Origin of the sequence: Neptuniibacter pectenicola (assembly GCF_001597735.1) — a bacterium.
GTDB classification, from domain to species: domain Bacteria; phylum Pseudomonadota; class Gammaproteobacteria; order Pseudomonadales; family Balneatricaceae; genus Neptuniibacter; species Neptuniibacter pectenicola.
Genome location: NZ_LUTS01000004.1, coordinates 182,331 through 196,624 on the forward strand (window position 1 = coordinate 182,331; position 14,294 = coordinate 196,624).

Consider the following 14,294-nt stretch of genomic DNA (forward strand, 5'->3'; position numbering starts at 1 on the left):
TAGAGTTATGGATTTAGTGTACATTCGAGAGCTAGAAGTGGAAACAGTCATCGGTATTTATGACTGGGAACGCGAGATTCGTCAACGGATTAATCTTGATTTAGAGATGGGGACCGATATCCGCCAAGCAGCGAATACTGAGGATGTTGATAATACGCTTAACTATAAGTCGGTTTCTGATCGTTTAATCGAGTTTATTGAACAGAGTGAATTTTTGCTGATTGAGACAATGGCTGAACAGATTGCAGAGATTGTATTAAATGAGTTCTCTGTAAAATGGCTGCGGTTACGTTTAGGTAAGCCGGGAGCGATTCCGCAGGCGGCAGATGTGGGTGTGATTATAGAGCGTGGAGAGCGGTTTTAATGGCTCAGGTTTTTGTGAGTGTAGGGAGTAATACCGATAAAGAGCGCTATACCCGCTCAGCACTTGATGCGCTGCAAGAGCACTTTGGTTCGTTACTGATCTCTTCTGTGTATGAAAGTGAAGCGGTTGGTTTTGACGGCGATAACTTCCTTAATCTAGTTGCCGAATTTGAGACAGAGCTATCGATCGCTGAATTATCAAAGCGCTTGAAAGGTATTGAAGATGAGAATGGTCGTTGCCGCAAAGGGCCTAAATTCAGTGGCCGTACGTTGGATATTGATATTCTGACGTATGATCAATGTGTGGGGGTGTTTTCGGGGGTTCAATTGCCCAGAGGTGAAGTGACAAAGAATGCGTTTGTGTTACAGCCGTTAGCGGAGATTGCGCCAGATGTTAAACACCCTGAATTAGATATGACCTATGCCGAGTTGTGGTGCTCTTCTCAAAATCAGCAAAAGCTGTGGACCGTCGAGTTTGAGTGGGCTGGGCACCGTTTGCCTTGTCGCACTTGAGCTCAACAGGGTTAATGGCTATAGAGTGACTTACCGCCGTCTACTGCGAGTATTTGGCCGGTAATATAATCGGCGTTCGCTAAAAAGTAGACTGCCTCCGCTAGATCTTCTGCCTCTCCTGTTCTTCCTAGCAATGTTTTGTCCAAAATGGCTGTTTGCTGTGCATCAGATAAACCTGCATCGGGCCATAAGATGGCTCCGGGTGATACGCCGTTTACACGGACCTCAGGCCCTAATTCTTTCGCAAGACTCTTTGTCATCATTTCTAGTCCCGCTTTAGCTATGGAGTAAATAGGGTGTCCTGGAAGCCCCCGCTGTGCGTGTATATCAATCATGTTGATGATAGAGCCGCGGTGTAGGCTCAGGGTGTTGCTTAACGCCGCGCTTAGAAAGTAGGGGGCACGTAAATTAGAATTTATAAGGCCGTCCCACTGTGCTTGTGTACTTTCATTGAGGGGTGTGGGGTAAAAGGAGGATGCGTTGTTGACCAGTAGGTCAATACGTCCCCAGTGCTTTAGGCTATTTTGCGCAAGTTGTTCAACTTCGTTCATGTTATTAAGGTCAGCTTGAAATGCGTGCGCGCTGTTCGGACGTACGCTATTTAGCGTGTCTGCGAGGGTCTGGGCTTCAGTTGTTGATCTGTTGTAATGAATAAGTACGGAATAGCCCTGTCTATGAAGGTGTGTGGCGATTATTGCGCCAACCCTTTTAGCGGCCCCGGTTATTAAGGCTATTTTATTCATTCAATGCCTCGATCATATTGCTGGCAGATGGATAAGCGCTGGTGGTTGATCGCTTCCCCTAACGCGGGCCCCGTAAAGCCTTCAGCCATCAGTTGCTTAGGTTGAATCAGGGCTATCTGCTCTAAAATAGGGGGTAAGCTGTCGAGCTGTACGGTATCGTGGAGTGTATCTAAGCATAGACGTAACTGCGGCAGACGCTGTGGACGTCGAATAAGATCTAATTGCAGCAAGGTGTCTAGCTTTGTTTGTGCATCTAGGTGATCGAATTGGGCGAGCTGCTGGTGGTGTTTATTGCATTGCAGAGCAAGCTCTTTGTAGCTGTTGGGTGCGCGTAAGCGGTCACAAAAACGTAGGATGTCGATGTTTTTTGCTAAGGACAGTAGACCGGCGAAACGAACAATAGCGCTCTCGTTTTTATGGCAGAGGATCGCAAAGTGCTTGCTAAAATCAGGGTCGTTAAGGGTGTCTGTTAGCTCAGGCAGTACTTTTTTTATGGCGCCCGATTGATGCAGAACCTGCAAAAAAATTTCCGGTGATCGTTCAGTTAATGCGCGCTCAAACTCTTTCCACACCCGCTCAGCGGTCAGGTGCTCTAATTCATCCGTTTGTGATAACTGCTGCATAAGTGTCAGGGTTTCATCCGCGACACTGAAGCCTAAGTGGGCGTACCGTGCGGCAAAGCGGGCAACACGTAAAACCCTGAGTGGGTCTTCCGAGAATGCGGGTGACACATGGCGTAAGCGTTTTCTCTTTAAATCATCTTGGCCGTGGTAAGGGTCGATTATCTGTTGCTGTTGATCCATCGCCATGGCGTTGATTGTTAGGTCTCGCCGGAGTAAGTCTTCCTCTAGTGTAACAGAGGGGTCTGCATGGTAGTTGAAGCCTGTATAGCCTTTGCCTGACTTACGTTCTGTTCTAGCAAGTGCGTATTCTTCTCCGGTGTCGGGGTGGATGAATACAGGAAAATCTTGACCTACCCGCTGATAGCCGTTGGCGAGCATTTCATCGGCTGTTGCGCCGACAACGACCCAGTCCTTGTCGTAAGCCGGATAGTTTAAAAGCTGATCCCTAACCGCACCACCAACAAGATAGATTTCCATTAGATCTTCTCACAATAGTTGGATTGTTCTGCCCGCCATGCCTCATAACCGCCGTTGATACTGTACACGCGGTCAAACCCTTGTTCAGCTAGGAATTGGGCAGCGGATTGGCTGCTGATACCATGGTAGCAGCAGACTAATAAAGGTTTGTCCATGTCGGCGTCATGCATGAACTGGTGCATGTTTTCATTGCTAAGGTTGAACGAGCCTGAAATGTGGCCTTGTGAAAAGCTTTGTGGGTCACGTATGTCAACGACTCCGGCACCGTCTTCTAGCAGAGCGACTGCTTGGGTGGAGTCTATACATTGAAATTCACTCATTCGGTTACCTTTATATCGTTATTAGTTTCAGGTGAAAGTGGTTTTGGCATGATGGACGGTGTGCTAAATAATTGCATATCATCTAAACGTAATGCCGTGAGTTTTCCGCCCCATACGCACCCTGTATCTAATGCAAATACATTGTGTGCATTTGCATCTCCCTCTAAAGCGGCCCAGTGACCAAAAAGAATACGTATACCCTGTTCACTTGGGTCTTTGCGTGGAAATTGGAACCAAGGTTTGTGATCTTTAGGTTGGGAGCCTAAGTTGCCTTTAGCGGAAAAGTCGAGTTTGCCATCTGAGGTGCAGAACCGCATGCGGGTGAGGTAATTGGTGATTAACCTTAAACGATTCCAGCCTTTGTGGTGTGAGGACCAGAGGTCAGGTTGATTGCCGTACATATGGTTAAAAAATTCACCCGCGAGTGTGCTTTTTAGAACCTTTTCTACCTCTTTTGCGCGTTTCTGCGCTTTATGGATACTCCAGCATGGTGGGATACCTGCGTGTACCATGGCGATTCTTGCGCTTCTATCGTACACCATCAATTTTTGCTTACACAGCCAGGTTAGCAATTCGTGTTTGTCGGGTGCTTGTAGAATGGGCGTCAACGTATCACTACGCTTGTGCTGAGTGGCCCCAAAATAGATTGCTAGGAGGTGTAGGTCGTGATTACCTAGGACGCAGGTCGCCCGGGAGCCTAGTGATTTAATAAACCGTAAGGTTTCTAGTGAATGGGGGCCTCGGTTTACTAAATCGCCTGCTACCCAGAGTTGGTCGTTTTCGGAAAATTCAATTTGTTGTAAAAGAAGTTTAAGCTCCTCATAGCAACCTTGAATATCACCAACTGCATATATAGCCATAAGGCGCGACTCTGTTTTTTATTAGTGTAGTGCGTTTGGGCTAGCAAGTGTAAATGGGCTAATAGGGGCTTTGAATAGCTCCCCTTCATTGGTGCTCATTTCGTAATGTCCTTGCATGCTGCCAACACTGGTTGTTAGTACGGCACCGCTGGTGTAAGTGTAACTGGTATTAGGTTCGATAACGGGTTGTTCGCCAACGACGCCTTCACCTTGGACCTCTTGGATATGCTGGTTTCCATCCGTAATTAGCCAATGTCTATTAAGCAGTTGCACTGGGATGCTGTTGTTGTTTGTGATGGTAATACTGTATGAGAAAACAAAACGCTTACTATCTGGATCTGATTGTTTGTCCAGATAGGCGGTTTGTACATCAATTGTAATTTGTTCCCCAAGCGACATGTTATCCATTAATCTGTTTCTTTGCCTTTATGTTGAGTAAGGAAGTTGCTTATGCTGACAAAATCCGCAACTGATAATCGTTCTGGGCGTAATGTTGGATCAATTCCAATGCTTTCGAGTGATTCGGCGCTCAGCAGAGGTTTTAGGTTGTTACGTAGGGTTTTTCGGCGCATGTTAAACGCGGTTCTAACGACTGTTTTAAATTGTTCTACATCTTCTGCAACATAAGGTAAATCATGGTAAGGCGTTAGCCTTATAATCGCTGAGTCGACTTTGGGTGCAGGGTTGAAGGCGCCAGGAGGCACTTTAAATAAGGCTTCAACGTTACAGTAATATTGCGCCATAATGCCTAGTCTGCCGTAGTTGTTTTCACCCGGACCGGCAGCCATTCTATCGACCACTTCTTTTTGTAGCATAAAATGCATATCTTCCACATTGTCTGAATGGCTAAGCAGGTGAAAGATAAGCTGTGTTGATATGTTATATGGCAGATTTCCAACGATACGTAGACGTTTTTCGCCTTTTCGTAGCTGAGAAAAATCGAACTTCATGGCATCGGCTTCATGAATACGGAATTTATCCCCATACATGAAAAACTTAGCACGTAAGATTGGTGGGAGATCCCGGTCGAGTTCTACCGCATCAAGTTCGCCTGCTTCAGATAGCAGTTCCTCCGTTAAGGCGCCTAAGCCCGGTCCAATCTCAACCATTTGATCCGATTCATGTGGTGAGATAGCACGAATAATTCGACGAATAACGCCGTGATCATGTAGAAAGTTTTGCCCAAAACGTTTTCGGGCCTTGTGTGCTACTGGTTTTTTGCTCATGAATTAGTTCGCGAGTTGGTTGCGATGGCGAGACATTTCGCCAGCATAGTCTATTGCTGTTAGTAAGCTACCGGAATCAGCTTTGCCTGTGCCTGCCAGGTCAAGGGCGGTTCCGTGGTCTACCGATGTGCGTATGATTGGCATACCTAGTGTAATGTTGACGGCTTTGCCAAAACCTTTGTATTTTAATACGGGTAGGCCTTGGTCGTGATACATGGCCAGTACAGCGTCGGCATTCTGTAGGTATTTTTCGGTGAATAAAGTATCGGCTGGAAGAGGGCCCGTCAGGTTAATTCCTTGGCTTCTTAAGCGGGCAAGTGTTGGCTCTATAATCTCAAGCTCTTCCATGCCCAAGTGACCGTTTTCGCCGGCGTGAGGATTTAGGCCTGTCACCAAAATTCGAGGTGACTTAATGCCAAAACTCAGTTTTAAGTCGTGATCGAGAACGTTGATGACCTCGGTGAGTAACGCCGGCGTTATGGCATCAGCAATATCACGCAGCGGTAGGTGTGTCGTGGCCAGCGCGACACGTAGTCCTTCGGTCGCGAGCATCATGACAACTTTTGATGTGTTCGTTAGTGCTTCAAGGAATTCAGTATGGCCGCTAAAAGGGATGCCTGCATCGTTAATGATGCCTTTGTGAACAGGGGCTGTAACTAATGCGGAGAATGTTCCATCTAAGCAGCCTTGAGTTGCGAGGGTCAGCGTTGATAACACATAGTTTGCATTTGCTGTATTGAGCTCTCCTGCGATGACCTCTGCTTGAAGCGGAACGGGCATCACTAATAATGTTTTTTCTGGTGTGGGTGCAGCCGGCTTAGTGGGGTCAAATTGCTTTAAGGTAAGCGGGAGCTGTAATTGCTCGGCCCGTTGTTTAAGCAGGTTGGGATCAGCAATGATTACCAACTCATCAGCATGCCCTAACTGTGCAATTTGGATGCACAGGTCAGGGCCGATACCTGAAGGTTCGCCGGGTGTAATCGCAAGACGGTTTATTGCCAAACGACTTACTCCTTAATGTCTACATAAGCTTGTGAGCGTATTTCGCGCAACCAGTTGGTTAGCTCTTCATTAAACTTACGTTTTTGGATAACGGCGCGGGCGCGGTTCTCCTGCATCTCTTCCCCTAAGTCTTGTGTGCGTTTGTCAACGACGGTCAGTATATGCCAGCCGAAGCGGGACTCAAATGGGGCGGACACTTGACCAACGGGGGTGGTTTTCATAACTTCTTCAAACTCTGGCACCATTTGTCCATCTTGAGTCCATCCAAGGGAGCCCCCTTCTGAACCGCTTGCCGGATCATCGCTGTATTCTTTTGCTAGCGAAGCAAATGATTCACCTTTGTCTATTCTTTGTTTAATGGCGGTGATTTGGGCTTGCGCTTGAGCGGAGGTTCTAATTTCGCTCGGTTTAAGCAGGATATGGCTAACTAAGCGCTGTTCAACTAATTGTACGCTGCCACCTCGTTTATCTTTCATTAAAATAATGTGGAATCCACTTGAGGAGCGTATTGGCTTGCTGAACTCTGATGGTGAGAGTTGGCGTGCGGCGTTACCCAAAGTTTCAGGAAGTTCTGCTGCTTTTCTCCAGCCTAAGTCGCCGCCATTAAGCGCATTGGGAGCATTGGAGAATTCGACAGCCAGTTTCGAAAAGTCTTCGCCGTTTTTTAGTTTTTCATAGATATCTTTTGCCGTTCTTTCAGCTTGTTGGATGATTTCTGGCGATGCTTGGGATGGGGTAGCGATCAGTATATGCCCCAATGAATATTCTGCCGAGAGGTGGCTTTGGCCTACTTCGGATTGTAAAAAATTATCAAGCTCTTGCTCGGAAACACGAATACGGCGGTTAACCATGTTCTGTTGTACGCCGTTAAGCAAAAGCTCGCCACGAATCTGTTCCCTAACTTGGGTGTAGTTACGGCCTTCGGCGATGAGTGCGTCGCGGAACTGTTCAAGTGATAAGCCGTTCTGGGATGCAATACTGCTTAGTGTGTTATTGAGTTGGCTGTCGGAGATGCGAATCCCTTGTTGCACGGCCAACTGTTTTTGAATGCTCTCTAAGATCAAACGATCTAAAACCTGTTTTTTAAACACATTTTCAGGCGGTAGTTTTGTATTACGAGCAGAGAGTTGCTCTCGTGTGATCGCAATGCGCTGATCAAGCTCGCTTTGCATCACAATGCCGTCATTAACAACCGCGACAACGCGGTCGAGTGGCACTGGATCTGCAAGTGCTGAGTGAGTAGGTACTAGCAGTGTTAAGGCTGCTACAGATAAAATTTTTCGGAGCCTAGTTTTCATTGTACTCTTCACGCTCTTCATAGCCGATTATGTCATCCATAAAGCTGCTATCGCCGCTTCCGAATGAACCAAGTCCTTTAAGGGTAAATTTAAGGAAAATACCTGTATCAAATTCGTCTGTATCATCTAGCCAGCGTCGTCCAGCAACGCTCACTTTCCAACAGCAGCTCTCATATTCGAGTCCGAGTGAGGTCTCAAGGCTGTCACTGTCTTGGATGTCATATAACCACCGTCCCATACCGGTCCAATTATTGGCGAGAGGCCAAATGAATGATAGATCGGTTTGCTCTCGTGTGGTGTCTTTAAAGCGATAGCTAAAGTTAACTCTGTGGTTAGTATCGCTGTTATAGCGTAGTCGTGCATTAGATTCCGAAGCTTCGAAATCGCTATTATCTAAAATTGTATCAAGGCTTGCGCGGAAGTTACGCGAAATATTCCATGTCGCTTGGGTCGCAATATCACTTTGTCCGCTCGTTTCATCCGGGTCAGTGCTGTCTAATTGAACCTTTCGGTCGGCAAAGTAATAAGCTTGCCCAATACTGAAGCTGGCTTGCTCAAAACCGCTTTTTGTAAAGATTCGTGTACTGATGCCTAATGATACTTGTTCTGCATCCCCGAGCCTATCTGAGCCACTAAAACGGTTGGTTCGGAACAGCGAGTTGTAATTAAAGGTCGGTTCTGATGTATCAAAGTCCGGGATGCTATCTTGGTTCTTTTCGGGGACATATAATGTGAATAATCGAGGCTCTAAGGTCTGCGTACCACCATTGGACATGGCGCGTTCAAAGAATAGTCCGCTATCCATGCTGAGTATAGGGGCGTTGATGCTTGGGTTTGAGTTTAACCCTGCCGTTTGATTTTCAAGTGAATAGGATGAACTCCAAAGCCCTAGCTGAGGTTTTAGGTATCCCCACGGTGTTTGCCATCTATAGCTTATATTGGGTTGGGCAAAACGTCGATCGCCGATAACTCTATCACTGCCTGTTAGCCCTGATAGGTTTCGGTCAAACTGGGTATATTCCGCTAGATAATGTAACTCTCCGCCTTCGCCAAAGCTTTCTTCCCCGGTCAGTCTTAGTTGAGGTAAGCGTTTGTAAGGCGCGGTAGAGTCTTGATCTATTGTTTGGAAGTCATGGACGCGTGCTCTGAGTTGCCAGTTCTCTTTAACATAAGAGAGGTCAGCTCGCTTATCTAAATGGCTTTCGCGTGATATATCTAAGTTAGTATCGAGGTCATCGAAGTAGTCTTCATCACTTACCGCGGTGTAATCGATTGCGGTATGCCAGTTAGTGCCGAGTCGACCTTTGTGTTCGATACCTAAGAGCCAGCGGTTATCGTCGATTACATCATCGTTGTTGATATAGGCTGTGTTGAGTGTATTTGTTGACCACTCATTCATGTAGCGGAATTCGTTCTCTAGCATGAGTCCGCGATCGGTGATGATACGTGCTCGCAGTGTATCGTCCATATTTGGAGCAATATTGAAATAATAAGGCACGGAGAGATCGGTGCCGCTGTCTTTGCTATAGCCTATGCTTGGCTGTAAAAAACCAGACTTCCGACGATCATCTATTGGGAATGTAAAATAGGGGGTATAGAAAACCGGAATGCCGGCTACGCGTAAAACAGCATCTTCTGCTTCGCCATACCCTTCTTGTTTATTGATGGTGATGCTGTCTGCATGCAATTGCCACGCCTCACTATACGGAGGACAGTAAGTGTAGTCACCATTTTCAAGTCGTAAACGTTCATCTTCTAAACGGATAATTCTATCTGCGGTGCCTCGAAACCCTTCCGCATGTAAGACATATTGGGTGTTATTAAAGATCGCTTCAGAGGTGACAGTATCAACTTGTGCATTATCACTGAGTAAGAGTAGTCCGGGTTCCCGGTATTGTACATTGCCATCAAAACGGGCTTTGTTCGTGACTTGGTCTAGCTCAGCGCTGCTGGAGTTTAAGCGCCGCTTGCCTTGGCGCATGTTAACACCGCCGGCCAGTTGGCTGAGGCCGCCTATAACGGTAGAGGATTGGTCAGCCTCTAAGTATAGTGGCGGGTTGGCCAGTTGTTCATCGCCAGTTAGGGCATACTCAGGTTCTAAGTAGCGTCCGGCGCACTGCTGGCCAACGGGGTTTCTATAATAAGCCCAGTCTAAGTGAGAATAGGGGTTTTCAGTGATATATGCAGGCGCTGATGGTGTTGAACTAGCTGGGCCGCCAGGCACTGAAAGGGCATGAATATTTACTTTGTTACAGTCCCACGCGCCACTGGCTGAGGTGCTACATTGCCATTCGCTGCCTATGACCTCTGCGGTTGTGATGGGCTGAGAGCTGGTCGAGGGTGTGGCTGTTTGCGTCGGTTGGCTTTGTTGCGCTCGTGGTTGAACAACGGGTTGGGCTGCGACCTGATGAACACTTTCGTTGCCCTCACCATTACATACCCATTCACCCGCTTTATTTGCTACACAGTCCCAAGTGCCGTTAGAAGAGGCTTTGGCTGTAACTTTAGGTGGTGCTGTTACTACGGCGCTAGCACTGCTGTTATTTGGGGCTTGGGGTTGAGGTTTGTCTGAGCCGACGGTTTGAATTGGTGCTGCAACAGCGGCTGGCGCGGGCTGGATAACAACCGGCTCAGTGGTTTGGTTTGTGCTTTGAGGTTCTTTAGGGGCTGTTTCGGCCGTCTGTTGTGCTTGATCTGCGTTTTCAACAGCGTCGACAATATCCTCATTAACGGAGCAGTCCCATTCGCCATTGTCAGTCATACTGCAGCTCCAAGCCATTTCTTGGTCGGTAGGTGCAGCGTCTGCAGCAGCATAGCTAGAAAATAATGCTGCGCTGATAGCAAGTGTTAGCGTGTATGTTGAGCGTTTGGCGAAGGGCATCTATTGACTAAATCCGTTTCAGCAGTTTCCGGAGAATCCGGTAATTGCCCGAACCTCTGTTAAACAAAGTGTAAAGCGGAGAATAATAAATCATTCTCTGCGGCGAGTGTAGCATTCGGTTGCTTTTTATGCGGATTGTTGTGTTGTTTGAACTTATCCTAGGTGAGGTTGTACCCATTTACGGGTGCGGAATGTCATAATAGGCGAAAAATTAGCTTAAAACATAGAGCGAAGTAGTTTAATGGATCAAAGGTACGGGCAATTAAAAGACTGGGTGGGGCAGGCGTTATTAGCATTTGATAGGTTTGATGCGAATAATTGGCAGCTGTTACCTGTATCTGGCGATGCCAGTTTTCGCCGTTATTTTCGTGCTAATTCTGGTGGGAAGAGCTGGATTGCGGTTGATGCGCCACCGGACAAAGAAGATAGTCGTCCTTTTGTGTCAATGGCGGACGCGTTAGAAAGTGTAGGTGTTTCCGTACCTCATATACATCAGCATGATCTGCAGCAAGGATTTATGTTGTTGGAGGATTTTGGTGATGATCTTTACCTCGCTAAGTTAAATGAGACCACAGTAAATGAGCTTTATTCTGATGCATTAGAGACTTTGCTTGTAATACAGAGCTGTAGACCCGCTGCCGGTAGCGCGTTCCCCCTTTACGATCGCACGCTTTTGGATAGGGAAGTGGCGTTATTTAGTGAATGGTTTTTGCAAAAGCTTCTTGGTATCGAATTGGACGAAGACGAGCTGCAAATGGTCGGGCTTTTATTTAATTATGTGATTGATTCAGCGTTAGAGCAGCCGTTAGTGTTTGTTCATAGGGATTTTCATTCAAGAAACTTAATGTATAGGCCGGGCCAAGCGCCGGGTGTTATTGATTTTCAAGATGCAGTTGAAGGGCCGGTGACTTACGATCTCGCTTCTATATTGCGGGATTGTTATGTTAGTTGGCCTGATGAGCAGGTATATGGTTGGGTGGAAGGGTATCGTTTGAAACTTATTGAACGAGGCAGTGCGATGCCAGATGCTGTTCATTTTCGTCGTTGGTTTGACTTGATGGGCGCACAGCGACATTTAAAAGCAATAGGTATTTTTGCCCGTCTAAATATTCGTGATGGTAAGTCTGGTTATTTAGCGGATATTCCTCGAACTATGAATTATTTGATTTCGGTAGCGGCGAAGACGGAAGAGCTTAAACCTGTTGCTGGTTGGTTGGTGCAGAAAGTGCTGCCTTGCATGCGAAAGAGCCAATACTTTGAAACTGATGTCTTAGATGACTGGATTGTTGAATGAAAGCGATGATTTTGGCTGCGGGGTTGGGCGCGCGTATGAGGCCGCTGACGTTAACGACGCCTAAACCTTTACTCAAGGTGGCAGGGGTTCCGTTGATTGAATACCATGTTCAGCGTTTAGTGGATGCCGGTTTTAATGAGATTGTTATTAATCATGCATGGCTGGGCGAGCAGATTGAGGCGTATTTGGGTGATGGTGCTCGTTTTGGGGCGAGGATTGACTACTCGCGTGAGGGGGCGCCGTTAGAAACAGCGGGTGGTATTCGAAAAGCATTACCTTTGCTTGGGTCTGCGCAGGAATCCTCATTTGTATTGATTAACGGTGATGTATTTACCAACTATCCCTACTCTGACCTTACCCGGTTAGAAAAAATGGCGCCTTATTTGGTTTTAGTGCCTAATCCAAGCCATAACCCTCAGGGCGATTTTTGCTTGAATGGCGATCGTTTGCATCCCGTTGATGGTGATCGGTATACGTTTAGTGGAATTAGCGTGCTGCCTATCGCTATGTTTGATAAGTTACATGAAAATGAATCGGCTCCTTTGGGCCCTCTGCTTCATGAAGCTATCGCTACGGGTGATGTGAAAGGGGTGTTGTATCAAGGGTATTGGGCGGATATAGGTACACCAGAACGTTTACAGCAGGTAGATATGTTAGTACGGGAGCAAAAAATAGATGGCATTTGATGCACAACAAAAAGGCGCTGAGTTGGGCGCTAGCGTTAAGAAACATTCGACATCGATACTCTTGTGCGCGGTTATTGGGTTGTTCTGGGGTGGTTTTGCTGGATTGATCTTTGGTGGTTTTGTCGGCTTTTTAATCGGTCGCGGATTAAAAGGTGCGGCTGCCGCTGTTAATCCTCAAGAGGCCTTTTTTAAAGCAACGTTTATTGTCATGGGGCGGGTCGCTAAAGCGGATGGCCGGGTGACTGAAGACGAAATTCAATATGCGCGTAATGTGATGGCTCAAATGCGCTTGGATGAGCCGCGTAAGCGCCAAGCGATGTCGTTTTTTTCTGAGGGTAAGGATCCTGGGTTTGATTTAGCTGGTGTGCTTAAGCCGTTGTCGATTATGTTGAGGTCGCGCCCTACCGTAAAGTTAATGTTTGTTGAAATTCAGTTGCAAGCGGCAATGGCGGATGGTGAGGTGAGTGAGGCTGAGCTTAGTGTCATTGATGCAGTTTGCCGGTTACTTGATTTTGGTGTCGATTCTGTCGAAGAGGTGATTGCCCGAGTTAAAGGGGAGCGTGATTTTTATCGGCATGGGCATGACGGTGTTGATAGCGGTGTAATGCTGAAAGATGCGTATGCGGTTTTGGGCGTGAGTAGTGATGCAAGTGATGCGGAGCTTAAAAAGGCGTATCGCCGTCAAATGAGTCAGCATCATCCTGATAAGCTCGTCTCTAAAGGTTTGCCTGAAGAGATGATTGAGATTGCTAAAGAAAAGTGTCAAGAGATTCAGGCGGCTTATGAGCGTATTAAGCACGCGCGGGAATCATAATGTTTTTCTCCGTATGTGGGGCGCCGGCGGATTATTGACCCGGCGCGTTTTCCTTTGTGGGTGCTTTGTTGTTGAGCTTGAGTTCACGCTCTATACGTTCCGCTTTAACAATATAAGTGTTGATGACGCCCCTGACGTGTTTTAGCAGCCAAGAGTTATTGCGTTTCCAGTTATCTGTCGTGGCGGGCAGTCTACCTTGGTGGAAGTTATCCATTTTCTTGTGTCGAGCGAGTCGTAACCGGTTGGCGGTGGCGTTTGATATGCTATTGGTTGCCGACGATATGGGGGAGCTTTGATGCAGGTCGATGATGGTGTCTTTGATCTCAGGGAGTATCTCCGTCAGTGCTAAGCTACCGTTGGGTTGCTTTGCATTAATCATAAGCAACCTCAGATCTTGTTCCTCTTGGTATTTCTTTACGTATTGAGCAGCCCAGCTGGCGCCGGTCCCTATGCCTATCACGATAAAACGGTCTAGGTCGTCACGGGTCGTCATATAGCTAATAGCTGTTTTTCCTAGTCTAAAAACGGCTTCTTCGTAGGGCTCTTCGGGTGTGTCAGTTGCTGTGTTTTCTTTTATATCTGTGCTTGTTGGTGTTTCGTCGGGTGCCGCAGGTGGCGTGTCATTTGGGGCGTCGGTGTCTTCAGTGGCGGCCGCTGCGGGTGTGAAGCTTGATAACGTGGGTAATGTTCTTTCGGGAATGGGCTGTACTGGTGGTTGTGGTAGGTAGATAGCAAGTGTGTACCAGCCAAAATCAGCCAGCCCGTTGCTGAGAACGCTAATATCTTCTGGCCATGCTATATGCGTGCTTTGATCAGGAAAGATAATAATCCCCCCTTGAGATGTTCCGCTACCTTCGCTGCGGTAAAAGCCGATGAGTTTTTCGTTCTCTTTGCCTGTATCAAGCTGCAGCAGTTCGGTTTCTTGCGGTGTGTTTTTTATCAGCTCCTGAATGCGGTTGCTATCTAAGTTTGGCTCGGTCCGAGGTGTTTCGGGAGGCGATGGTTGCGATGTGGTTGCCTCGGGTTGATCGGGCGTGGCAGCGTTTTCGTTGTCGGCCGCGTAGCTGAACGAACTCAGTGTAAAAATAATAATGGAAATAATCGGAATAAGTTTCATATTTCTGATTATGGGTAAGATGTAGGCTGACAGCAAGATGCTTGCTCCGTTAAAATAGGTTAACTCTATACTTTGTG

General features: G+C 47.1%; 15 protein-coding genes. 5 read left to right on the top strand and 10 right to left on the bottom strand.

Features of this window, described 5'->3' with window-relative positions; genetic code table 11:
- The first annotated feature begins 7 nt into the window (after window positions 1-7).
- Window positions 8-364 (top strand): dihydroneopterin aldolase, encoded by a 357-nt coding sequence (folB, locus tag A3773_RS07145; RefSeq protein ID WP_067984484.1) that lies wholly within the window; start codon window positions 8-10, stop codon window positions 362-364.
- Entirely contained in the window at window positions 364-876 is a 513-nt protein-coding gene (folK, locus tag A3773_RS07150; RefSeq protein WP_067984486.1) for a 2-amino-4-hydroxy-6-hydroxymethyldihydropteridine diphosphokinase, read from the top strand. Before folB ends, folK begins: the two co-directional genes overlap by 1 nt.
- Before the next feature lie 11 nt (window positions 877-887).
- On the opposite strand, the gene A3773_RS07155 is transcribed toward folK, so the two are convergent.
- From A3773_RS07155 to A3773_RS07195, 9 genes are read right to left on the bottom strand one after another with little or no spacing between them, the layout of a single operon-like run.
- Window positions 888-1,619, bottom strand: coding sequence for a pteridine reductase (locus A3773_RS07155; protein WP_067984488.1), 732 nt, complete (start codon window positions 1,617-1,619; stop codon window positions 888-890).
- Complete coding sequence (locus tag A3773_RS07160; RefSeq protein WP_067984490.1) at window positions 1,616-2,719, bottom strand: tRNA nucleotidyltransferase/poly(A) polymerase-related protein; 1,104 nt, start codon at window positions 2,717-2,719, stop codon at window positions 1,616-1,618. Before A3773_RS07160 ends, A3773_RS07155 begins: the two co-directional genes overlap by 4 nt.
- The gene (gene glpE / locus A3773_RS07165; RefSeq protein ID WP_067984492.1) at window positions 2,719-3,039 is read right to left on the bottom strand and encodes a thiosulfate sulfurtransferase GlpE; all 321 of its coding nucleotides are present in this window, start codon (window positions 3,037-3,039) and stop codon (window positions 2,719-2,721) included. Before glpE ends, A3773_RS07160 begins: the two co-directional genes overlap by 1 nt.
- Window positions 3,036-3,899, bottom strand: a complete 864-nt coding sequence (locus tag A3773_RS07170; RefSeq protein WP_067984494.1) for a symmetrical bis(5'-nucleosyl)-tetraphosphatase — start codon at window positions 3,897-3,899, stop codon at window positions 3,036-3,038. Before A3773_RS07170 ends, glpE begins: the two co-directional genes overlap by 4 nt.
- Window positions 3,900-3,920: 21 nt before the next feature.
- Complete coding sequence (apaG, locus tag A3773_RS07175) at window positions 3,921-4,307, bottom strand: Co2+/Mg2+ efflux facilitator ApaG/CorD (RefSeq protein WP_197462734.1); 387 nt, start codon at window positions 4,305-4,307, stop codon at window positions 3,921-3,923.
- Window positions 4,307-5,125, bottom strand: coding sequence for a 16S rRNA (adenine(1518)-N(6)/adenine(1519)-N(6))-dimethyltransferase RsmA (gene rsmA, locus A3773_RS07180; protein ID WP_067984495.1), 819 nt, complete (start codon window positions 5,123-5,125; stop codon window positions 4,307-4,309). The genes apaG and rsmA overlap by 1 nt, the downstream gene beginning before the upstream one ends.
- Window positions 5,126-5,128: 3 nt before the next feature.
- Window positions 5,129-6,127: a 4-hydroxythreonine-4-phosphate dehydrogenase PdxA gene (pdxA, locus tag A3773_RS07185; RefSeq protein ID WP_067984497.1), complete on the bottom strand. Its 999-nt coding sequence runs from the start codon at window positions 6,125-6,127 to the stop codon at window positions 5,129-5,131.
- Between the two features lie 5 nt (window positions 6,128-6,132).
- Window positions 6,133-7,425 (bottom strand): peptidylprolyl isomerase, encoded by a 1,293-nt coding sequence (locus A3773_RS07190; protein WP_067984499.1) that lies wholly within the window; start codon window positions 7,423-7,425, stop codon window positions 6,133-6,135.
- On the bottom strand, window positions 7,415-10,306 hold the full coding sequence (locus A3773_RS07195) for an LPS-assembly protein LptD (RefSeq protein ID WP_067984501.1): 2,892 nt from the start codon (window positions 10,304-10,306) through the stop codon (window positions 7,415-7,417). The genes A3773_RS07190 and A3773_RS07195 overlap by 11 nt, the downstream gene beginning before the upstream one ends.
- 241 nt (window positions 10,307-10,547) lie before the next feature.
- Here A3773_RS07195 and A3773_RS07200 point away from each other — a divergent pair, with 241 nt between their 5' ends.
- From A3773_RS07200 to djlA, 3 genes are read left to right on the top strand one after another with little or no spacing between them, the layout of a single operon-like run.
- Window positions 10,548-11,600 carry an aminoglycoside phosphotransferase family protein gene (locus A3773_RS07200; RefSeq protein WP_067984503.1) on the top strand — a complete coding sequence of 351 codons (1,053 nt, stop codon included), beginning with the start codon at window positions 10,548-10,550 and terminating at the stop codon, window positions 11,598-11,600.
- Window positions 11,597-12,286 carry an N-acetylmuramate alpha-1-phosphate uridylyltransferase MurU gene (murU, locus tag A3773_RS07205; RefSeq protein WP_067984505.1) on the top strand — a complete coding sequence of 230 codons (690 nt, stop codon included), beginning with the start codon at window positions 11,597-11,599 and terminating at the stop codon, window positions 12,284-12,286. The genes A3773_RS07200 and murU overlap by 4 nt, the downstream gene beginning before the upstream one ends.
- Window positions 12,276-13,100 (top strand): co-chaperone DjlA, encoded by an 825-nt coding sequence (gene djlA / locus A3773_RS07210; RefSeq protein ID WP_067984507.1) that lies wholly within the window; start codon window positions 12,276-12,278, stop codon window positions 13,098-13,100. Before murU ends, djlA begins: the two co-directional genes overlap by 11 nt.
- A 31-nt stretch (window positions 13,101-13,131) precedes the next feature.
- Here djlA and A3773_RS07215 read toward each other — a convergent pair whose 3' ends face one another.
- Window positions 13,132-14,217 carry a DUF3530 family protein gene (locus A3773_RS07215; RefSeq protein WP_067984508.1) on the bottom strand — a complete coding sequence of 362 codons (1,086 nt, stop codon included), beginning with the start codon at window positions 14,215-14,217 and terminating at the stop codon, window positions 13,132-13,134.
- Window positions 14,218-14,294: the final 77 nt, after the last annotated feature.